This is a genomic window from Mesorhizobium sp. WSM4846 (genome assembly GCF_055811415.1).
The window spans coordinates 44,929-66,076 of sequence record NZ_JBVVPZ010000003.1 but is presented as its reverse complement, the minus strand read 5'-3'; the positions used below and the strand labels follow the sequence as shown (position 1 = coordinate 66,076).

21 protein-coding genes and 2 pseudogenes are annotated in these 21,148 nt (G+C 63.1%); 10 read left to right on the top strand and 13 right to left on the bottom strand.

The window, feature by feature from the left end:
- Positions 1–15 precede the first annotated feature (15 nt).
- Together AC0L15_RS04280 and AC0L15_RS04275 are read left to right on the top strand one after the other, a co-directional pair.
- The gene (locus AC0L15_RS04280) at positions 16–519 is read left to right on the top strand and encodes a heme-degrading domain-containing protein (protein WP_287176261.1); all 504 of its coding nucleotides are present in this window, start codon (positions 16–18) and stop codon (positions 517–519) included.
- Entirely contained in the window at positions 516–1,781 is a 1,266-nt protein-coding gene (locus AC0L15_RS04275) for a glycerate kinase type-2 family protein (RefSeq protein WP_287246693.1), read from the top strand. Before AC0L15_RS04280 ends, AC0L15_RS04275 begins: the two co-directional genes overlap by 4 nt.
- A 3-nt stretch (positions 1,782–1,784) precedes the next feature.
- Here the strand turns inward: AC0L15_RS04275 and AC0L15_RS04270 are convergent, their stop codons facing one another.
- The 7 genes and pseudogenes from AC0L15_RS04270 to AC0L15_RS04240 all read right to left on the bottom strand — a co-directional run bounded on the left by AC0L15_RS04270 (position 1,785) and on the right by AC0L15_RS04240 (position 8,512).
- A complete protein-coding gene (locus AC0L15_RS04270; protein WP_268932065.1) occupies positions 1,785–2,507 on the bottom strand; it encodes a UdgX family uracil-DNA binding protein in 723 nt (240 codons plus the stop codon).
- An 88-nt stretch (positions 2,508–2,595) separates the two neighbouring features.
- Complete coding sequence (locus AC0L15_RS04265) at positions 2,596–4,017, bottom strand: glutamine synthetase family protein (RefSeq protein ID WP_287063896.1); 1,422 nt, start codon at positions 4,015–4,017, stop codon at positions 2,596–2,598.
- A 13-nt stretch (positions 4,018–4,030) separates the two neighbouring features.
- On the bottom strand, positions 4,031–5,413 hold the full coding sequence (locus AC0L15_RS04260; protein WP_473495943.1) for an aspartate aminotransferase family protein: 1,383 nt from the start codon (positions 5,411–5,413) through the stop codon (positions 4,031–4,033).
- A gap of 99 nt (positions 5,414–5,512) precedes the next feature.
- Complete coding sequence (locus AC0L15_RS04255) at positions 5,513–6,502, bottom strand: WD40 repeat domain-containing protein (protein WP_287246691.1); 990 nt, start codon at positions 6,500–6,502, stop codon at positions 5,513–5,515.
- Between the two features lie 105 nt (positions 6,503–6,607).
- Positions 6,608–7,128: pseudogene (locus tag AC0L15_RS04250) on the bottom strand (GNAT family N-acetyltransferase).
- Positions 7,125–7,394 (bottom strand): type II toxin-antitoxin system TacA family antitoxin, encoded by a 270-nt coding sequence (locus AC0L15_RS04245; protein ID WP_287246690.1) that lies wholly within the window; start codon positions 7,392–7,394, stop codon positions 7,125–7,127. Before AC0L15_RS04245 ends, AC0L15_RS04250 begins: the two are co-directional and overlap by 4 nt.
- Before the next feature lie 77 nt (positions 7,395–7,471).
- Positions 7,472–8,512 carry a CobW family GTP-binding protein gene (locus AC0L15_RS04240; protein WP_287246689.1) on the bottom strand — a complete coding sequence of 347 codons (1,041 nt, stop codon included), beginning with the start codon at positions 8,510–8,512 and terminating at the stop codon, positions 7,472–7,474.
- 195 nt (positions 8,513–8,707) lie between these two features.
- Here AC0L15_RS04240 and AC0L15_RS04235 point away from each other — a divergent pair, with 195 nt between their 5' ends.
- A complete protein-coding gene (locus AC0L15_RS04235) occupies positions 8,708–9,439 on the top strand; it encodes an intradiol ring-cleavage dioxygenase (protein ID WP_287122515.1) in 732 nt (243 codons plus the stop codon).
- A gap of 218 nt (positions 9,440–9,657) precedes the next feature.
- Positions 9,658–10,128: a MarR family winged helix-turn-helix transcriptional regulator gene (locus AC0L15_RS04230; protein WP_023796815.1), complete on the top strand. Its 471-nt coding sequence runs from the start codon at positions 9,658–9,660 to the stop codon at positions 10,126–10,128.
- Positions 10,129–10,144: 16 nt separating this feature from the next.
- Here the strand turns inward: AC0L15_RS04230 and AC0L15_RS04225 are convergent, their stop codons facing one another.
- Positions 10,145–11,023, bottom strand: a complete 879-nt coding sequence (locus AC0L15_RS04225; RefSeq protein WP_287246688.1) for an AraC family transcriptional regulator — start codon at positions 11,021–11,023, stop codon at positions 10,145–10,147.
- Positions 11,024–11,058: 35 nt separating this feature from the next.
- Here AC0L15_RS04225 and AC0L15_RS04220 point away from each other — a divergent pair, with 35 nt between their 5' ends.
- From AC0L15_RS04220 to AC0L15_RS04200, 5 genes and pseudogenes are all read left to right on the top strand, one after another.
- On the top strand, positions 11,059–11,466 hold the full coding sequence (locus AC0L15_RS04220) for a DUF2000 family protein (protein WP_287246687.1): 408 nt from the start codon (positions 11,059–11,061) through the stop codon (positions 11,464–11,466).
- A gap of 44 nt (positions 11,467–11,510) precedes the next feature.
- Positions 11,511–11,624 (top strand): annotated as a pseudogene (locus AC0L15_RS04215) (EamA/RhaT family transporter); the annotation flags it as partial.
- 123 nt (positions 11,625–11,747) lie between these two features.
- Positions 11,748–12,770 carry a LacI family DNA-binding transcriptional regulator gene (locus AC0L15_RS04210; protein WP_023796812.1) on the top strand — a complete coding sequence of 341 codons (1,023 nt, stop codon included), beginning with the start codon at positions 11,748–11,750 and terminating at the stop codon, positions 12,768–12,770.
- The gene (locus AC0L15_RS04205) at positions 12,767–13,750 is read left to right on the top strand and encodes a 2-hydroxyacid dehydrogenase (RefSeq protein WP_287246686.1); all 984 of its coding nucleotides are present in this window, start codon (positions 12,767–12,769) and stop codon (positions 13,748–13,750) included. The genes AC0L15_RS04210 and AC0L15_RS04205 overlap by 4 nt, the downstream gene beginning before the upstream one ends.
- A gap of 89 nt (positions 13,751–13,839) precedes the next feature.
- Complete coding sequence (locus AC0L15_RS04200; protein WP_287246685.1) at positions 13,840–14,235, top strand: hypothetical protein; 396 nt, start codon at positions 13,840–13,842, stop codon at positions 14,233–14,235.
- A 17-nt stretch (positions 14,236–14,252) separates the two neighbouring features.
- On the opposite strand, the gene AC0L15_RS04195 is transcribed toward AC0L15_RS04200, so the two are convergent.
- Entirely contained in the window at positions 14,253–15,026 is a 774-nt protein-coding gene (locus tag AC0L15_RS04195; RefSeq protein WP_287246684.1) for a gamma-glutamyl-gamma-aminobutyrate hydrolase family protein, read from the bottom strand.
- Between the two features lie 287 nt (positions 15,027–15,313).
- Here AC0L15_RS04195 and AC0L15_RS04190 point away from each other — a divergent pair, with 287 nt between their 5' ends.
- Positions 15,314–16,423: a TRAP transporter substrate-binding protein gene (locus AC0L15_RS04190; protein WP_287246683.1), complete on the top strand. Its 1,110-nt coding sequence runs from the start codon at positions 15,314–15,316 to the stop codon at positions 16,421–16,423.
- A gap of 65 nt (positions 16,424–16,488) precedes the next feature.
- Here AC0L15_RS04190 and AC0L15_RS04185 read toward each other — a convergent pair whose 3' ends face one another.
- The 4 genes from AC0L15_RS04185 to AC0L15_RS04170 form a co-directional block, all read right to left on the bottom strand.
- Positions 16,489–17,511, bottom strand: a complete 1,023-nt coding sequence (locus AC0L15_RS04185) for a zinc-dependent alcohol dehydrogenase family protein (RefSeq protein WP_473495942.1) — start codon at positions 17,509–17,511, stop codon at positions 16,489–16,491.
- 19 nt (positions 17,512–17,530) lie between these two features.
- Positions 17,531–19,303: a TRAP transporter large permease gene (locus tag AC0L15_RS04180; RefSeq protein ID WP_473495941.1), complete on the bottom strand. Its 1,773-nt coding sequence runs from the start codon at positions 19,301–19,303 to the stop codon at positions 17,531–17,533.
- Positions 19,300–19,884, bottom strand: a complete 585-nt coding sequence (locus tag AC0L15_RS04175) for a TRAP transporter small permease subunit (protein ID WP_027151479.1) — start codon at positions 19,882–19,884, stop codon at positions 19,300–19,302. Before AC0L15_RS04175 ends, AC0L15_RS04180 begins: the two co-directional genes overlap by 4 nt.
- A gap of 267 nt (positions 19,885–20,151) precedes the next feature.
- Positions 20,152–21,057 (bottom strand): branched-chain amino acid ABC transporter permease, encoded by a 906-nt coding sequence (locus AC0L15_RS04170; protein WP_287246680.1) that lies wholly within the window; start codon positions 21,055–21,057, stop codon positions 20,152–20,154.
- Between the last annotated feature and the right edge of the window lie 91 nt (positions 21,058–21,148).

Genomic DNA, 21,148 nt, shown 5'->3' with positions numbered 1-21,148 from the left:
TGATAGGGGAATGACATGGCCGCTGCGGACGATATCGCTCTGATCCAGAAACAGGAAGCCGAGCTTGTCTTCTCGGTCTTTGACGAAGCTGTCGCCTTCAAGATCGGCTCGACGATCCGCGACCGGGCACTGGCCCAGGGCTTGCCGATCATCGTCGACATCAGGACCTTCGACCGGCCGCTGTTTTACGCGGCAATGCCGGGCTCGAACGCCTCCAATCCGGATTGGGCGCGGCGCAAGATCAATGTGGTGCAGCGGTTCCTGAAAAGCACTTACCGGATGGTGCTGGAGCAGCAGCGCCCCGACCGCAGCTTCAAGCCGGGCGAGGGGCTCGACATATCAGACTATGTGCTGGCCGGTGGTGGCTTTCCCATAACGGTCAAAGGTGCCGGCGTCATCGGTGTGATCGCGGTCTCGGGCCTGCCGGAGCGTGAGGATCACGGCGTCGTCGTCGATGCGCTGTGCAGCCACCTTGGCGTCGACGGGCGCGAGCTGGCACTGCCGCCGGAAGCAAAATGACAGAGATCGATCCCAAGACCTTCCTCGCCGCCATCTTCAATGCCGCTGTTGCCGCCGCTGATCCCCAGAGGACGATCAGGGATCATCTGCCGGCAACGCCGAAGGGGCGCACAATCGTCATTGGTGCAGGAAAAGGCTCGGCGCAGATGGCGGCGGCTTTCGAAAAAGTGTGGGACGGGCCGATAGAAGGGCTGGTCGTCACCCGTTACGGCTATGGCGCGACCTGCCAGCGCATCGAGATCATCGAGGCGGCGCATCCGGTGCCGGATGCCGCCGGGCTCAAAGCCTCGTGCCGGCTGCTCGACAAGGTGCAGGGGCTGACCGCAGACGATCTGGTCGTGGCGCTCATCTCCGGCGGTGGCTCGGCGCTGCTGCCGGCGCCCGCCGAAGGTCTGACGCTGGCCGACGAGATCGCCGTCAACGAGGCGCTGCTCGCCTCCGGCGCGCCGATCGCCGCCATGAACACCATCCGCAAGCATGTTTCCACCATCAAAGGCGGCAGGCTGGCGGCAGCTGCCTATCCGGCAAAGCTGGTGTCGCTGGTCGTCTCCGACATTCCCGGCGACAATCCGGCGCTGGTCGCTTCCGGCCCAACCGTTCCCGATTCCGGCAACCGCGAAGATGCATTAGCGTCGATCGCCGCCTATGACATGAAACTGCCGGCTGCCGTGATGGCGCATATCAATTCGGCGGCCGCCGATGCGCCGCGCGTCGATGATCCACGTTTCTCGCGCAACGAAGTTCATCTGATTGCCTCGGCCGGCGTCTCGCTGGAAGCGGCCGCAGTCGAAGCCAGGCGCCAAGGCATCGAGGCGGTCATCCTCTCCGATTCCATCGAGGGCGAGGCACGCGAGGTCGGCGGTGTTCATGCGGCAATCGCCCGTGAAGTCGCGACGCGCAACCGGCCTTTCCGAAAACCCGTGTTGGTCTTGTCGGGTGGCGAGACGACGGTGACCTTGCGGGCGAAGGGCAAGGGCGGGCGTAACTCGGAATTTCTGCTTGCCTTCGCCATCGGCATCAGCGGTATTGGGGGCGTCCATGCACTGGCCGCTGACACCGACGGCATCGACGGTTCGCAGGACAATGCCGGCGCCTTTGCCGACGGTTCGACGGTGTCACGGATGCGGGCTGCGGGCGTCGATGCCAAGGCGATGCTTGCCGGCAACAACGCCTGGACGGCATTCAAGGCCGTCGGCGATCTCTTCGTGCCCGGCCCGACCGGGACGAACGTCAATGATTTGAGGGCAATCCTGATCAGTTAGGGGTCAGGCGGCCATCAGTTTTTTCACCGCCTTCATGTCCTGCAGGAACCGCTCGCGTTCGGCCTGTTTGTCCGCCGGTTCGCGAATACGCAGGATGAAGGACGGGTGAATGGTGACGAACACAGGCAAGCCATCGTCCCTCTCTACGACCGCGCCGCGCATTTTCATGATCGGCACGACCTTGCCGAGCAGCGACTGCGCCGCCGTTGCGCCGAGCGCCACCGCCAGATTGGGCTTGATCAGATCGAGCTCCTTGTCGAGCCACCAGCGGCAGGCCTGCACCTCGCCGGCATTCGGCTTCGAGTGGATGCGCCGCTTGCCGCGCGGCTCGAACTTGAAATGCTTGACCGCATTGGTGACATAGACTTTCAGCCGGTCGACGCCGGCATCGTCCAGGATGGCGTCGAAGACTTTTCCCGCCGGACCGACGAAAGGTTTGCCGGCCAGATCCTCCTGGTCGCCTGGCTGTTCACCGACGAAAACCACCTTGGCCCTGTCAGGCCCTTCGCCGAACACGGTCTGCGTTGCGTTGCGCCACAGCGGGCAGCGGCGACAGGCCTTCGCCACTTCGCTGAGTTCGGGAATGGTGCTTGCGCCATCGTCTTCCGCCGTCTCAGGCAATTCAGGCTTGGGCCAGCGTCTTGCCTGCACCTTGGCGTGGTGTGGAGAATTTGTCTGCATCCTGGCGATCATGGCTGATGCGGCCTTGCCCGCTGCTGCGATCAGATGCGGAATGAGCGAAGCCCCCGAAAGGTTCCTTCAAATAGCCGGGACCCGGCTTTCGCTGGGCGAATGACCGGCGAAAGCGATCGCCTCACACCTCGTGCAGATAGAGATGATAATCCAGTTCGCTGACCGTGCGCGCCACCCGCAGATATTCGGATTGCTTGATCGCCACGAATGTTCGGTGCAGGTCTTCCCCAAGCGCCGCTTTGAGGAATGTCGAGGCCCTTGCCGCCTCGATCGCGGCGCGCCAGTCCACCGGCATGGTGGTGCGCGTGATTGCTGATTCGTAGCCATTGCCGGTGGTTTCGGGGCCCGGATCGAGGCCCTCATCGAGACCTTTGACGATGCCGGCCAGCACGGTTGCCGCCACCAGATAAGGGTTGGCGTCGACGCCCGACGGCCGGTGCTCGATGCGCCGGTTTTTCGCATCGCCTGCCGGCACGCGCAATGCCACCGAGCGGTTGTTGACGCCCCAGGTCGGCGCCACCGGCGCATAGGATTGCGAAACGAAACGCCGCCATGAATTGGCGTGCGGTGCAAACACCAGCATCGATTCGGCCATGGTCTGGATGAGGCCGCCCAGTCCGCGCAGCAGCGGCAAGGACCAGGTCTCACCGCTGGCTTCGGCAAAGACGTTGTTGCCGGCCTTGTCCTGCAGCGAGACATGGAAATGCATGCCGGAGCCGGCGTATTTCTCGATCGGCTTGGCCATGAAGCAGGCAGTGACGCCGTGGCGGCGCGCCTGCGCCCGCACCAGCCGCTTCAGCATGACGAGGTCGTCGGCGGCCCGCATCACGTCCTTGCGATAATTAAGCGTCAGTTCGTACTGGCCGGGCGCATATTCGGAAATGACCGTCTCGGCCGGGATGCCTTGCACCCTGGCCGCGGCATAGATATCGGAAAACAGCGGCTCCATGCCGTGCAGATGGTCGACGGAATAGACCTCTGTCTTGGCCGAGCGGCGGCCGTCAAGCACCGCGTGCGCCGGCTGCACCTTGCCATCGGCGTCGCGCTCGTTGGCGAGCAGGAAGAATTCGAGCTCGAAGGCGCCGGCCGGATGCAGACCCTTTGCCGCCAGTATCTCCACCTGCCGGCCCAGCGCCAGGCGCGGGTCGGAGGACATCGGCTGGCCATCGAGATGGTACATCGCCATCAGCACCTGGCCGCGCGGCGGCTGTGTGCCGAACAGCGGCACCAGCGTGCCGGGGATCGGCCATGCCCGCAGGTCGCCGTCGCCCGTCGTCCAGATCAGTCCGGTCTCGTGCACGTCCTCGCCGGTGATGTCGAGGCCGAGGATCGAGATCGGCATATGCCTGCCGCCCTCGAAGATGCTCATCAACTCGTGCCGGCGCACGATCTTGCCACGCCCCACGCCATTGGCATCGGTCAGCACGATGTCGAACGCTTCGATCTCGGGATGGGCGTCGAGAAAGGTTTGCGCCTCGGCGGGTGTCGAGCCCGAAGGCGAGGCGATGATGGCGTTCAAAGTTTGCTTTTGCGCTTCTCTCATGTGCAAGCTTGTCTCATGCCGCGAGCCTTGCCGCAACCGCGCCGAAGGCGGTGATCAGGCGGTTCACCTGGGCAGCGCTGGTCGCCGGCGAGATCAGCATCATGTTGTGGAACGGCGCGATCAGCACGCCGCGATTGACCAGCGCGACATGGATAGCCGCTTCGAGCGCCGGTGCGTGCGCTGCTTCCGCCTCGCCGCCATTCCTCAGCGGGCCGGGTGCGCAGATGAACTCGACGCGGGTGCCGACTCGGGCAACATGCCAAGGCAGGCGGTAACGGTCGATGACGGCGGTCAGCCCGGCGTCGAGCCGCCGCGCCAGATGGTCCATATGGCTATAGTTCTCGTCGGTCATCACCTCTTCGAGCGTGGCGCGCATCGCTGCGAACTGCAGCGGATTGGCCGAGAGCGTCGTGCCCATGCCGGAATAGCCTGGTGCCTTGGTCCTGACATAGTCGGCATAGCGGGTGGCGACGCCGTCGCTCATCCCCCACACACTGGCCGGCACGCCGCCGGCGATCGGCTTGCCGAGCACGAACAGGTCCGGCTCCAGGCCGTGTTTCCTGGTGTAGCCGCCGGGACCGGTCGAGATCGTGTGCGTCTCGTCGATCAGAAGCAGGGTGCCAGCGGCGCGGGTGAGACGCCGCAGCGCGTTGTGGAAGCCGGGATCGGGCAGCACCATGCAGGAATTGGTCAGCACCGGCTCGGTGACGACACAGGCGATTTGCTGGTCCCGGAGTGCTTTCTCAAGCGCCGGCACATCGTTGAACTCGACGACATCGGTCTCCCGGGTCAGGTCGCGGAATTCGCCCGCCAGTCCTGGCCGGTTGGCCGGTCTGCCGCCGACCAGACGCACCATCGTCTCGTCGACCGAGCCGTGATAGCAGCCGTTGAAGACCAGGATCTTGCGCCGGCCGGTGATGGCGCGGGCGACGCGCAGCGCGAAGCGGTTGGCATCGGTCGCCGTTGTCGCAATCTGCCAGAACGGCAGGCCGAAGCGCTGTTGCAGCAGCGGGCCGATGGCGAGTGCATCTTCCGAAGGCAGCATGTAGGTCAGGCCGCGTCCGGCCTGCCTACGGATCGCGCTAGCGACAGGCGGCGGCGAGTGGCCGAACATCGAGCCGGTGTCGCCGAGGCAGAAATCGTCGAGCCGATTGCCGTCGATGTCAGTGATAGTGGCGCCTCTGGCGCTGTCGACCAGTATCGGGAACGGCGTCGGCCAGTCATTCATCCAGTGCATCGGCACGCCGCCGAAGAAGCCCGGCAGGCCGTTGCCGGCCTTGGCTGCCGATTTCGGCCTTGCCTTGCGGAAGGCTTCGGCCTCGATCTCGCGCAGATCGGCGATGCGAGCAGTGCTGATGCCACCGATGGCCATCTTTGAATGGTCGATTATATGCATGAATGCCCCTCTCATGCGTCATAGGGGAATAGGGGAATAGGGAAATAGGGAAATAGGGAAATAGGGAAATAGGGATGTGTCCCCTACTCCCCTACGGCCCTAGGCCGAAATATCGATGACGCCGCAGTCGCCGGCGGCGCTGCCGAAGGCGACGCGGCGTTCCTCCTTGTCCCACATCATCGAGGTAATGGCGCCCTTGCCCGGTCGGCGCAGAAGCACCTCCTTGGCGTCCGCGAAACGCACCGCCATCACCATGCCGTCGTCATAGCCGACGGCGACGACATCCTGGCTCGGATGGCAGGCGACCGAGGTCACCATGGCGTTGCCGCGCGTGCCGAGTTCCAGCGGCGCCTTGCCCATCGGCCCGTCCTTGCCCGAAAACGGCCAGACGATCGCCGCCGGGGCTCCGGAACTGGCCAGCCATTTTCCCTTGGGCGCCCATGACAGGCTTTTGACTTTGCCGGGATAGCCGCTCATCCGCATGTGCTTGCCATCGGCGAGCTTCCAGCCATGCAGCGCGTTCTCCTGCATGGTGGTGACGAGGAAGGCGCCATCCGGCGAGAACGTGATGCCGGTATGGGCGCCGGCCCATTCCAGCTCGACCGGCTTGCCGTTCGCCGCCGGGAAATGCAGCGTCGCGCCATTGTAGCGGGCGACGCCGAAGCGCATCCCCTTGGGCGAGAACGCCAGCCCCTCGACCGAACGCGGATGCAGGAATTCCTTGGTCTTGCCGTCGGAGAAACGCACGAAGGCGATCTTGCCCGAGGCATAGGCGACGGCGCCTTGTGGTCCGGCGGCAACGCTGGTGATCCATTTCTTCCCGGCGCTTGCCAATTCTGCCGCATTGCCGCCGGCGGTAACGGAAAAAATCTTGCCGTCCTCGCCGCCGGTGATCAGCCGGTCGTTGGCCGCATCGTGGAAGGCAGCGAGAAGCCCGTCATTGGCCTGCGCCGTCTTGTGGCCATGGTCCACCCGATGGATTGTGCCGTCGGCCAGTGCGAAATGCGGCACGTCGCCAAGGAAAACGGCGGCGATGCAATGTCCCTGGAGATCAAGCGGGGCGACTGTGGGATGGCTATCGTGGTTCACGGCTGGACAAGTTTACAGGGAGCGGCTTAGGCGGCTTACTCGACGTTTGCGGTTCCGGCAACCATGAGGATTGCATCGAACCACAATTGTGGCGACAGGCGATCGTCAAAGCAGTCCCTTGGCCCGCAGACCAGTTGCGAAGGTGGCCAATGGCATCTCCAAGGTCAAATCTTGGCCTTGGAGGCTCTCGGCACCATACCTGGCATACCACCGTGCTGCCCGCTCGTTCTTGGCGTCGATGATGAGCAGGATGCCGCCGCCCTCACCTGCAAGCCGCAGGCAGCGCAACGCGGCAGCGGCTAGCAGCTGACCTCCGAGCCCTTGACCGACGACGGCCCGGTCGGTTGCAAGCCGGGCAAGCTTGAAGCCGGAAACCTCGTGTCGCGCCAAGCCTCTCGTCATGGCGTCGGGCACTGCTTCATGAGCTACCGCGGAAGGGGCAATTGTATAGAAACCGAGGACCCGGTCCGAAGCCACGTTGTCGATCGCACGAAGGTCTTGGCCGCGTTCTGATCGTGGCTCTGCCATGCGAACCGCCGCAGAAAAATCTGCGCATCACCGCAATCGAAAGAAGCCCGATCGTGCCGTTTCGCAATCGGCTCCTCGTGCCAGAACGGAAGCGTCACAGAGTATCCGGCAAGGCGGCAATCGCCGCTCGCAGCCTGGCATTGGGTTTCGGCGGGTTCTCAAGTAGGTCAAGGATGCGTGTGAAGTCGCGGTTGGAAACCCTCATCACCTCGGCAGCTTCGATCAAGGCCTGCGCTTCGGGTACGATGATGAAATCGGCCATGTCCTTGTGCGACAGCGCCGCAGCGCGGGCGATGATCGCCTTCTGCGCCGGTGGAATGTGCATCTGATAACGTTCGGTTTTATTGTCGGCGGATCTGGACATGCCCTGTCCTCTTTTTGTGCCACTCACGTACACATGATATGTGTACGTGAGGCAATAATCGATCCTTATTCGGTCCGTTACGCCTGGCAGGCATCAAAACTCTTCTTCAGCCGCTCGGCGTCGAGTTCGCGGCCGATGAACACCAGCCGGCTCTCGCGCTTCTCGCCGACCTTCCAGGCGCGCTGGTGGTCGCCCTCGATGATCATGTGCACGCCCTGAATGACGTAGCGCTCGTCATCGCCCTTGAGCGCGATGATCCCTTTCAGCCGCAGGATGTTCGGGCCTTCTATCTGGGTGATCTTCTCGATCCAGGGGAAGAATTTTTTCGGGTCCATCTCGGCGCCCCGCAGAGACACCGACTGCACCGTCACGTCATGGATATCGGACGGGTGCGCGTGATGATGGTGGTCATGCCCGTCATGGTCGTGATGGTCATGGTGGTGATGGTCGTGGTCGTCACGCGCCTCGAGGAAATGCGGATCGTTCTCCAGCGCCCGGGAAAGATCGAAGGCGCCGCGGTCGAGCACCTCGGACAGCGCCACGCCGGCGCGCGTGGTGCGATGGATCCGGGCCGCCGGGTTGATCGCGCGGATCGTCGCCTCGACCTTGCTCAGTTCCTCCGGCGTGACGAGATCGGTCTTGTTGAGCACGACGACATCGGCAAAGGCGATCTGGTCCTCGGCTTCGCGGGAATCCTTCAGCCGCAACGGCAGGTGCTTGGCGTCGACCAGCGCCACCACCGCGTCGAGCCTGGTCTTGGAGCGCACGTCGTCGTCCATGAAGAAGGTCTGCGCCACCGGCACCGGATCGGCGAGGCCGGTCGTCTCGACCACGATGGCGTCGAAGCGGCCTGGCCGGCGCATCAAGCCCTCGACGACGCGGATCAGGTCGCCGCGCACCGTGCAGCAGACGCAACCATTGTTCATCTCGTAGATTTCCTCGTCGGATTCCACGATCAGCTCGTTGTCGATGCCGATCTCACCGAACTCATTGACGATGACGGCGTAGCGCTTGCCGTGGTTTTCCGAAAGGATGCGGTTTAGCAGCGTCGTCTTGCCGGCGCCAAGATAGCCGGTGAGAACGGTTACGGGGATCTGCGTCGTCTGTGCATCGCTCATGTTGGGCCTCGAAAAGGATTGTTGGCTCCATATAGGATGCACGCTGTGCTTTTGCACGTGGCAACCGATGGGCCAAACAGGTCGCCAACATTGCCGGGCTTTCCCAACATGCCGGGTTTCATTGGCGTTGGTGGGTCTTACTGCCTAGATAAGACCAAGCCAGCTTGCTCGACAGAAACCAAAAAGAGGCGCCGGATGTCCGACAAACCGTCCTCCTTGCCGTTGAGCCGGCGCCAGGCGCTCGGCCTCATTGCTATTAGCGCGGGCGGCGGTGTCTTTCTGCCGGGCATCGCGCTGGCTCAGCAGGCCTCGCCCTATGCCGGCCTTGCCCTGTTCGATAGCGGCGCCGGCGTCTGCGCCATCACACCGGAAGCGACTGAGGGCCCGTTCTATTTCGACCCGAAGCTCGAACGCGCCGATATCACCGAAGGCAAAGCGGGCGTTGCCCTCAATCTGCGGCTGCAGGTCGCCGACGCAGGCTGCCGGCCGCTTGCCGGCGCGCGGGTCGATATCTGGCATTGCGACGCCCAAGGCCATTATTCAGGCTATCCGGGACAAGGCGACGGCCAGGATGTCGATACGTCAGGGCAGAGTTTTCTGCGCGGTTGGCAAAAGACCGATGACAGCGGCATCGTCTCGTTCGCCACCATCTATCCCGGCTGGTATCGCGGCCGCACCACCCACATCCATTTCAAAGTCTTCCCCAACGACAATTCGGTGATGACCGGCCAGCTGTTTTTCCCAGACGGCCTGAGCGAACAGATATTCACCACTGTCGCGCCCTACACCGACCGGTCCGGCAAGCGGGATACGTCGAACGCCAGGGATGGTATCGCGCGGCGCGCCGGGCCGCTTTCGCAGGCGGCGCTGCGCGAGGTGGCGGACGCCTACCAGGCCTTGATGATCGTCGCGGTGAGGGCTGATTGAGTCCCGCATCGGGTGTGGCGTTCCTTCCGAACGCGACCACCTGCGCTGAAAAGTCGTTTGTCATCTAAGTGAAATAAACATCTGGCATTAGCCACGGCGGACACCGCATTGCTTGCCGGCAAAGCTGTTTTGCAAAGCCGGATCTTTTTGATCGTCCATTGCCAACCGGGCGGCTGCCTCTATGCTGTCCACACCGGTTCGGCCGAAGAGGGATAGCCATGGCCAAGGCGGACAAGACTGCGACAATGAGCCGGCTGCATTCGGCGGCGCGGCTGGCGCGTACGGCACTCGCAGCGCGGCTTTTGGCGCACGGCTTCTATGCCGGCCAGGACCAGATCATGCTGGCGCTCGACCGTGAGGACGGGCAGACGCCCGGCAATCTTGCCGGTCGCCTCGGTGTTCGCCCGCCGACCATCACCAAGACCATCAACCGGCTGCAGGCGCAAGGCTTTCTGGAAAAACGCGCTTCTTCCGCCGATGCCCGCCAGGCCCATATCTTTCTGACCGATACTGGCCGCGAAATCATTCATGCCATCGAGAAATCGGTGAAGAAGACCGAGAAGCAGGCGCTGAAGGGGCTCGATAAAAAGGACCAGAAGGCGCTGTTCAAGCTGCTCGCCCGCGTTGAGGCGAACCTCTCGAACGGAGAGATGGTTCTCGTCGATGACGAGATCGACGCCGACGAATGATCCGCGGCTGACGCCATCAGGCAGCGGCTGCTGACGATCCATGCACCAATGCCGACCAGCGGCCCGGCGTGACACCGTACGCCTTCTTGAAGTGCCTACTGAAATGACTTTGGTCGTTGAAACCGGCCGCTATTGCGATCTGCGCCAATGACTCGCTCGCCTCGATCATGCGGCGTGCTCGTTGAAGCCGGCGCATCAAGAGAAAGCGGTGCGGACTGGTGGAGAAAGCGGCACGGAAATGCCGCGACAGGGCATAGCGATCGAGCCCGGTGATCGCCTCCAGCTCCTCGGAACGGACGGTACGGAAAACATTTTCTTCCAGATAGTCGCGTGCCAGGCTAACAGCCCGCCACGCTGTCCTTGGGATCGGTTTCGCCGGCAGGCCTGAATGCCGTGCCAGGCTTTGCATCAATTGCGCAACGAAGTCGGCGACAAACAGATCGTCCAGCTTCTGGTCCAACGGCCCCAGCGCCGAAAGCAGCCGCGTGCGGAAAACAGGATCCGTCACCACGGCATTCCTGACGAAAGGCAGCGATGCGCCTGTCTGATTGAGGCAGTCCAGCACGATGGACGGCTCCAGATAAAGTATCCTGTAACGCAAACCGTCTTCAGTGCCGGCGCCGCCATCGTGCAATTCGTCGGGATGGAGCACGATAATCTGGCCGGGCAGACTGTGATGCGTCGCGCCGCGATACCGGAAAGTCTGGACGCCATGCAGCGTCACGCCGATGGCGTAGGTATCGTGACGATGGAGATCGAAGGCGCTGCCGTGGAACCGGGCCTCGATACGCTCCATTCCGACGCAATCGGGCGCCGAGATGACGCAGTTCTCAGCCGCGTCAACGCACAAACGTCCAAGACCCTGAAAGGCCTCGCCATCTAGACCGTGTGACATCGCCTCATTCACAAACCTCGAATGGCAAATGTCTCATGTTCGACACGAAATTTGCAATCGTGCTGCAGGATAACCTTCCCGTCTGGCAAAAGCTCAACGTAACCGCGTTCCTGACCAGCGGCATCGTCGCGCAGTATAGCGACATCATCGGCGAACCGTATCGCGACCGCGCCGGCAATATCTATAATCCGCTCTCGATCCAGCCTATCATCGTGCTTTCGGCCGATCGCTCGACGCTCAGTGCGATCCACCGGCGGGCGCTGGAACGCGGTGTGACGACCTCGCTCTACGTCGACGAAATGTTTTCGACCGGCTACGACGCGGCGAACCGCGCCGTCTTTGCCGAATTCGCACCCGATGATGCCAAGGTCGTCGGCATCGCGCTGCGCGCCGAAAGGAAGCTTGTCGACAAGATCACCAAGGGTGCCCGCATGCATCCCTGATGCATATCGACACTGGTTCATCCTGTTGATGCTTGGTGTCCTCGGCGCTCGTCATCGTCGCCAGCGGCTTTTGTATCGTTCATCGCGAGCACCGGCTTCGCGTGCGCAACTGCGCTGCCCTCGACGTCGAGGTGGATACGCTGGCAAAAAAACTTTGATTTGTTTCGGAAGGGTGGCATAAGGCCGCGTTTAAACTGTTTAGACCATGATCCCGAAAACGGGCATCCGGTTTTCGCTGGAGATCATGGATTAGCTCTGGATCGTCGGGGGAGCGCAAGGCGCTGGCACAGAAGATCAAGCTTTCGACGATCGCGGATGCGCTCGGTGTGTCCACGGCCACGGTCTCGCTGGCCCTGCGCGACAGCCCGCTGGTTGCTGGAAACACCCGCGACCGCATCAAGGAACATGCCCGCGCCATCGGCTATATCTACAATCGCCGCGCCGCCAGCCTGCGCACCTCGCGTTCGGGCATCGTCGGCGTCGTCGTCCACGACATCATGAATCCTTTCTTCGCCGAGATCCTGCGCTCGATCGAAAGCGAGCTCGACCGCAGCCGGCAGACCTTCATCCTGTCGAACCATTACGACCAGCTCGAAAAGCAGCGCACCTTCATAGACACGCTTCTGCAGCTTGGCGCCGACGGCGTCATCATGTCGCCGGCCATCGGCACGCCGCCCGAAGACATCTTCATGGCCGAGGAAAACGGCCTGCCGGCGGTGCTGATCGCACGCACCGTCGAAGGCGCTGACGTGCCGGTGTTTCGTGGCGACGATGCCTATGGCACCGGGCTAGCCACCAACCATCTGATCTCGCTCGGCCATAAACGCATCGCCATGATCGGCGGCACCGACCAGACCTCGACCGGCCGCGACCGCTACCAAGGCTATCTCAACGCCATGGAGGCGGCAGGGCTGGAGGTCAGGCCGTCCTGGCGCATCCCCGGCCCGCGCACCAAACAGGCTGGCTTCGAGGCCGCCGGGCAGTTCCTGGCGCTGAAGGACAAGCCGACCGCGGCCTGCTGCTGGAACGACCTCGTCGCAATCGGCCTGATGAACGGCATTGCACGCGCCGGGCTGGTGCCGGGCATTGACATATCCGTGACCGGCTATGACGATCTCGAGGAAGCGGCGATCGCGACGCCGGCGCTGACCACCGTGTGGAATGGCCAGCGTGAAGTCGGCCGCCGCGCCGCGAGCGCGCTGCTCGACAAGCTCAATGGGCAGATGGTGCGGCCGTCGCAGGAACTGATCAAGCCGGAACTGCATGTGCGCCAGTCGACCGGCAAACCAGTGGAACGTGCATGACAAAAGCCGAACAGCAGCAAGCAGTCGCCATTCTGGTGCCGGGCCAATTCAACGACCACGCGGTCGGCCGCATCGACCGGACGTTCAGCCGTGCCTGGATCGAACGGCCGGATGCGTCGCTGGTCACCGACGAGATGCGCCGGACGGTGCGCGGCATTGCCGCCTTTGGCGGGATCAACGCAGCCCTCATCGACGCGCTGCCGAATCTCGAGATCATCGCCAATTTCGGCGTCGGCTATGATTCGGTCGATGCCCGTCACGCAGCACAGCGCGGCGTCATGGTCACCAACACGCCGGATGTTCTGACCGAGGAGGTCGCCGATACGGCGATCGGGCTTTTGATCAACACCGTCCGCGAGCTGCCGCGCGCCGAGAGCTGGCTGCGCGACGGCAGTTGGGCACGCAATGGCAACTATCCGCTAAGTCGGCTGACCTTGCGCGGCCGTCGTGTCGGTATTTTCGGCATGGGCCGCATCGGTCTCGCCATTGCGCGCCGGCTGGAGGCCTTTGGGCTGCCGATCGCCTATCACAACCGGCGCCAGGTCGAAGGCTTGCCCTACGAATACCACGGCACGCTGAAAGGCCTTGCCGAGGCGGTCGATACGCTGATCTCGGTGGCGCCCGGCGGCGCCTCGACGGAAAAGGCGGTCAACGCCGAGATCCTGTCGGCGCTCGGCCCGAATGGCGTCTTCGTCAACATCGGTCGCGGCAGCACGGTCGACGAGGCAGCACTTGCCGCGGCGCTTGCCGGCGACACCATCGCCGCTGCCGGGCTCGATGTCTTCGCCGACGAGCCGAACGTGCCGCCGGCGCTGCTCGGCGCCCCCAACACTTCACTTTTGCCGCATGTCGGCTCGGCTTCGGAACATACCCGCCGCGCCATGGCCGATCTGTGCGTCGACAATCTGATTTCCTGGTTTTCGAAAGGGAGGGCGTTGACGCCGGTGCCGGAAACGGAAAATGTCAAGGCGCGCAGTTGAGCTGCATGCTTTCCGGTTTGTTAACGATTAACGACGGCTTAACGCTTTGACATCATTCTTCATCTCTCGCCAACAAGTGGAGAACGCAGATGAAAGCACTTGCTGCATTGATAGCGGTGGTCGCGCTGTTCGGCAGCGTTCAGCTGTTTTACAGCGGCGCAGGCGAAGGCCGCACAGCCGATGAGTCGGCGCAGTCACCCGGCGACTACAGGCTGGTGGCCAATGGCGACGAAGCGTCCTGCGCGGTCAAGCGCGGCACTGAGGTTGCGGATGGCCTGTCGCTGTTGACGGTCACTGAGAATTGCCACCGGGTCTTGCCCGGCATCGAGCGCGCGAAATTCTGGCGTGAGCAGGATGACGGCACGGTTACCTTCAGCGCGAACGGCATCGACCCGATCGTCACTTTCGGCGTCGCCGATGGCGACGGTTATGAATCCTACGCACCAGCCCTGCCGCTGCTGTCGCTGGCGGCCAGCAGCGATTGACGTTGACGTCCGACGGACTATTCCGCGGCGGCCCGCGCGCCGGATTTCGCCGCGGCGTGCACGCGTACCGCCTCGCCAAAGGCGCGGAATATTCTTGCTGAGACGCTGTCCGACTTGACCCAGTATTCGGGATGCCACTGGACGCCGACGGCGAAAGCGCGGGCGTTGCGCACCGAAACCGCCTCGACCGTGCCGTCAGCGGCGACCGCCTCTATCTGCAGCTTCGGGCCGAGCCGGTCGATGGCCTGGCGGTGCACCGAATTGACCTTGATGTCGCCTGCGCCGAACACGCCGGCGAGGCAGCTACCGGGCTTGATCGAAATGGTCTGGCGGATGGCGAACCGTTCGTCCTGATTGTCGCTCGCCGGTGCGCGATGGTCCAGCGATCCCTCGCGCTCCTGGATTTCTGTGGCCAGCGTGCCGCCCAGCGCCACATTCATCTCCTGGATGCCGCGGCAGATGGCGAGCAGCGGCACGCCACGCTCCACGGCCTTGCGGATCAGCGGCAGCGTCGTGGCGTCGCGGGCCGGATCGTAGGGGCCGTTGGCCTCGCTGGCATCGCCGCCATAGAGCGAGGGATGCACATTGGACTTCGAGCCGGTGACCATGACGCCGTCGACCGATGACAGGAGTTCACCGAAATCGAGCCGGTCGCCGAAGGACGGCACCAGCACCGGGAACACGCCGGCGGCCGAAAGCGCCGCCTCCAGATACTGCTGCGGAGCGGCATGCCAGGTGTAGTTGTCGAACTGGCGGACGTCGGTCGATATGGCGACTAGCGGCTGCTGCATCTTTGATCCGGGTCCATTCAGTGCAAGGATTGTTCTGCCTTTAAAATAGGCGATCCGAAGGCGCTTTGCCATGACAAGTTCGGCATGTCGCATGGGCCACGGAAAGGGCGTTAGACTTAAGCTGCAGGAGGTGCGTTCGCGCCGCGTATTTCGCGAAAACGCCGCCGGCAAAACCGGCTCCGATGGCTGGACTCGACTTCTTGCCCGTGTATTGTTTGCCGCGAAGCCGATCCGGGGCACAGAGCATCTCCCGAACGTCGGTCTGTTGATCCAATAGGGAGGACTTCATGGATCGTCGATCATTCATCCGCAAGGCCGGTGTGACCGGTGTCGGCGCTGCGGCGGCTACGGCGGCGCTTGCCGCGCCGGCTATCGCCCAAACCAATCCGAAAGTGACATGGCGCCTGGCGTCGTCCTTCCCGAAATCCCTCGATACGATCTATGGTGGCGCCGAGGTCTTTTCCAGGATGCTTTCGGAGGCGACCGACGGCAACTTCCAGGTGCAGGTCTTCGCCGCTGGTGAACTGGTGCCCGGCCTGCAGGCCGCGGACGCCACCACCGCCGGCACCGTCGAGGCCTGCCATACGGTGGCATATTATTATTGGGGCAAGGACCCGACATGGGCACTAGGTGCCGCGGTTCCGTTCTCGCTCAACGCGCGCGGCATCAATGCCTGGCATTACCACGGCGGCGGCATCGACCTGTTCAACGAGTTTCTCGCCACGCAGGGCCTTTTTGGCCTGCCGGGCGGCAACACCGGCGTGCAGATGGGCGGCTGGTTCCGCAAGGAGATCAACACCGTCGCCGACCTTTCGGGACTCAAGATGCGCATCGGTGGCTTTGCCGGCAAAGTGGTGGAAAGGCTCGGCGTCGTGCCGCAGCAGATCGCCGGCGGCGATATCTATCCAGCGCTGGAGAAAGGCACCATCGACGCCGCCGAATGGGTCGGCCCTTATGACGATGAGAAGCTCGGGTTCTACAAGGTCGCGCCCAATTACTATTATCCCGGCTGGTGGGAAGGCGGGCCGACCGTCCATCTGATGTTCAACAAGGCAAAATACGAGGAGCTTTCGCCGGCCTACAAGGCGCTGGTGCGCACCGCCGCGCAGGCCGCGGACGCCAACATGCTGCAGAAATACGACTTTCTGAATCCGGCGGCCGTGAGGCGGCTGGTGTCCGCGGGTGCCAAATTGCGCCCGTTCAGCCCGGAAATCTTGGCAGCCTGCTCCGAAAAGGCAAACGAGGTCTATGCCGAGATGGAAGCCTCAAACGCGCCGTTCAAGAAGATATGGGACTCGATCAAGGCATTCCGCAAGGAGCACTATCTCTGGGCGCAGGTGGCCGAGTACAATTATGACACCTTCATGATGGTCCAGCAGCGCTCTGCCAAACTCTGACAACAGTTTTGTTCGGCGCCACGCGTTCTTCGGACGCGTGGCGCCGAAACACTTTGATTTGCCGATCAGAGGGGCAGCACCAGCACCTTGACCTCGCCTGGCGCAGGCGGATTGGCGATCACCGCAGCCGCATCCTCAAGCGTCACCTGCCGGGAGATGAGCTTGTCGATCTCGATCGCACCCGAGGCGATGAGATCGGCAGCCCGGCGATGCGTAAACGGATTGAGGAACGACCCCAGCACCCTCAATTCCCGGAACAACAGGTCGAAAGGCTCGAATTCGGCCTTCATGCCTTGAGGCATCACGCCGACGACGACAACCGTGCCACCGGCCCTGGCGAGCCGCATCGATTGCTCGACCGTGTCCCTTACGCCGGCACATTCGAACACCACATCGACACCACCCGGCAGGAGGCCCGACGAACCGACGACCGTGTCGATGATGTCGCAAGCGGTTGGATCGACCGTCGCTGTTGCGCCCAATTCTTCTGCAAGGGCACGCCGCGAGGCCTGGCGCGTCGACAGGATGATTGTCGTCGCGCCGGCAAGCCTCGCCAGTTGCACGGTGAGCAGGCCGATCACGCCGCCGCCAAGCACGGCGACCGAGGAGCCGGGTCTGATCTGCGCCAGGTCCACGCCATGCAGGCAGCAGCCAAGCGGCTCGCATAACGCGCCATGCGTCGGCCTCAGGTCTTTCGGGAGGAGGAAGGCCTGCTTCTGAGGCAGCACGACATATTCGGCGAAGCCGCCGTCGCGGCGGATGCCGATGGCAACCAGATTATGGCACAGATTGATGCGACCGGCGTGGCAGTGCGGACAGTGCCCGCAGGCGATGTTGGGATCGCCGGTGACGCGATCGCCGACCGAAAAGCCGGACACGGCGGTTCCAATCGCCTCGACGATCCCGGAGAATTCATGTCCGAGCGTCACCGGCGGCGTACAGGGAAATTCGCCATGGAAAAGATGCCGGTCGGTGCCGCAGACGCCGCAGGCCTCGATTCGTACCAGGAGATCGTCCGGCCCGGCCACGGGCTTGTCGACCTCCCGAAGGGCGATGCTGCCGACGCCCTCCAGCCGCACCGCTTTCATGTCTGTAGAGCCTCCGGCGTCAATTGAAACTCGGTGGTTTGGACAGATCGGGCGCTGGCGCTGCCGGCTTGGCAGCCGGCGTTTCACCGAAATTCGGCGGCTGCGACAGATCCGGTGCAGGCGCAGTCGGCGCCGTGCCGCCATCCGCTGGCGGAACGCCGAGCGGCGACAGGCTCGGCGTTTCCGGCACCTGGTAGTCGATCGTGCCCGGGTCCGCTGCCGTGCCCTTGTAGTGCATCACCATTTGCGGGAAGGCGATGGTCAAGCCGATCATGATGACCTGGATGCACACGAAGGGCACCGCCCCCCAATAGATCTGGCCGGTGGTTACCGGCGCGATCTTTTTGCCGGTGAGGCGATCGAGATAGGGCACCCGGGCGGCGACCGAACGCAGGTAGAACAGCGCGAAGCCGAAGGGTGGATGCATGAAGCTGGTCTGCATGTTGACGCCGAGCAACACGCCGAACCAGATCAGGTCGATGCCGAGCTTGTCGGCGGCCGGCGCCAAAAGAGGCACGATGATGAAGGCGAGCTCGAAGAAATCGAGGAAGAAGGCGAGCAGGAAGACGAGGATGTTGACGCCGATCAGGAAGCCGATCTCGCCGCCCGGCAGCGATGTCAGGAGGTGTTCGACCCAGATATGGCCGTTGACGCCGTAGAAAGTGAGCGAGAACACGCGCGCGCCGATCAGGATGAACAGCACGAAGGACGACAGCCGCGTCGTCGACGCCAGCGCCTGCTTGACCACATCCAGCGACAGCCGCCCCTTCATCGCCGCCATGATCAGCGCGCCGACAGCGCCCATGGCGCCGCCTTCGGTCGGCGTGGCGATGCCGAGGAAGATGGTGCCCAACACTAGGAAGATCAGCGCCAGTGGCGGGATCAGCACGATGATCACCTGCTGCGCCAGCCGCGACATCATGTTGATCTTCAGGCGCTGGTCGGCGATTGCCACGACATAGATGAGGATCACACCGATGGTGGCGCCGAGGATGTCGGCGTTTTGGCCCTGCGAGGGCGCCAGATAGCGATACGCCGCGTAGGAAACCACGACTGTCGCCAGCACCGCGAACAGCAGCGACAGGACACCGTGGCCGAGGGTGCGGGCCTCAAGTGGCAGCGCCGGCATCGAGTTCGGCCGAATGATCGACATGATCACGATATACATCGTATAAAGGCCGGTCAGAACCATCCCCGGGATCAGCGCACCCGCATACATGTCGCCGACCGAGCGGCCGAGCTGGTCGGCCAGAACGATCAGCACCAGCGAAGGCGGAATGATCTGGGCGAGCGTGCCCGATGCGGCGATGACGCCGGATGCCACACGGCGGTCATAGCCGTAGCGCAGCATGATCGGCAGCGAGATCAGGCCCATGGCGATGACGGAGGCAGCCACCACGCCCGTGGTTGCGGCAAGCAGCGCGCCGACGAAGATCACGGCATAGGCGAGGCCGCCGCGGATCGGCCCGAACAATTGGCCGATCGTATCGAGCAGGTCCTCGGCCATGCCCGATCGTTCGAGCACGATGCCCATGAAGGTGAAGAACGGGATGGCCAGCAGCGTGTCGTTCGACATCACCCGGCTGCCGTAGAAATTGTCCGGCAGCGCGTGCAGCAGCGGCCAAGCGAGATTGATCGAGCCGCCCGAATAGGGTGACAGCACAACGCCGATGAAGAAGAACAGCAGGCCGTTGGCGGCGAGCGAGAAGGCGACCGGATAGCCGATCAGCAGGAAGATGACCAGCGAGGCGAACATGATCGGCGCCATGTTCTGGGCGATGAACTCGATCACGAGCGCACCTCTTCGGCGAGCGCCTTCGCTTCGAGTTCGGCTTGCTCATGCACCGATATGAACGGGGTGGGATCGTCCATGTCGCCGCGCATGATGGCGACCTTCTTGATGATCTCGGAAATGCCCTGAAGCGCTAGCAGGAAAAAGCCGGCCAGCAGGATCGCCTTCGCCGGCCAGATGATCAGCCCGCCGGAATTGTTCGACATTTCGCCGCTGCGAAACGACAGCGACACATAGGGAACGAAATAGATCACCATCAGCGTGACGAACGGCATCAGGAAAAAGAGGTGACCGAGAAGGTCGATCCAGTGCTGCACGCGGCGCGAGAACATGCCGTAGACGACGTCGATGCGGATATGGTCGTTCTGCTTCAGCGTGTAGGCGGCCGCCAGCATGAAGGCGGCGCCGAACAAATACCACTGCAGTTCCAGCCAGGCGTTCGACGACATGTCGAACGTCTTTCGGATGACCGCATTGGCGGCACTGACCAGGACTGCCAGCAGGATCAGCCACGACACCCATTTTCCGATGAACTCGTTCACACGGTCAATGGTTCTGGATAGAGTGAGAAGCCCTGCCATACATTCCTCCCTTTACGCATCAGCCCGAAAATCGGTGTCGATTTCGGAAAGCACGGTGCGTGACTCAAAGAATTAGCGGCGCGCCGATTCCCGCTTGTTTTCCGCCGCTTCAATGTGGCCCAACGGTATGCCGTGCGTGGCCCGGCGGGTCAACACAGGGCAGACCGAGTAAAACAATCTTGTGGGATGGGGAAGGGGCGAAACAGCCGCGGAAGGGATCATGCGCAAAAATCAAAGTGGCAGCCAACGCTTGCCGGGTTGGCGCAGTCAGACGATCTTGCTCTGGTCTCGCCCGGCGCCGATCAGCACCAGCATGGCGACGAGGAACAGATACATCCAGGCGTCGCGCCACTCGACCGGAAAATAGCCGGCCCACAGCGATTCGGCCATGCCGAAAGCGGCAGCGCCAAGTGCTGCCCGCAACGGCGAGAGATAGCCGCCCACCGCCGTCACGAACAGGATTTTCAGCCCGTAGACCAGGCCGGAGCCGAAGCTGATGTTGCCATAGTAAAGGCCGGCGAGGACACCGGCCAGCGCCGCGCAAAAGCCGCCGGCGAGCACCGCGTGCCGAAACACCGCGCGCACGTCGACGCCGCACATGGCGGCGGCTTTGGGGTCGTCGGACACGGCGCGCCAGCGCCGGCCGAAACTCGAGCGGGCGAACGCCCAGGAGGCGAGCACAATGGTTGCCACGACGATCCCGCAGTCGAGCAATTGGATAAGCGTCAGCGTGGCATTGAAGTTGGCCCCCTTCGCAAAAATGATGGGCTGGGCCAGCATTGGCGGCAGCCACAGGTCATGCGTGTCAGCGGCGATGCGGCTTGCCTCCGACAGCAGCAGCAATATGCCCAGCGTCGTCACCACGATCGCATTGGGCGTGCGGTCGGCCAGCGGCTCGAAGATGCTGCGCGACAGGACATGGCTGATCAGCCCCGCATACAGGAACGCCGCGACAATACCGAGCGCGACGGCCGCGAACAGGGTCAGCCACAGGGCCTGATAGCCGAAGGCCGCGGTGAGGATCATCGTCTGTCCGCAAAAGGCGAACAGCGCCCCATAGGCGAGGTTCGTCCGGTGCAGGATGCCGTTGGTCAGCACATAGCCGAAGGCGAGTAGGGCATAGAGCGCGCCGGAATGCAGCCCGTTCAGCACCTGCTGGAAGAAATAGAGCATGCGAATGTCCTTGGATCGCGGAGAACCGCGTCCGTGCGGAGCAGGTTTGCATCGGCAATCTAACTTGTCAAATGCAGCTTATCGGTTAGAA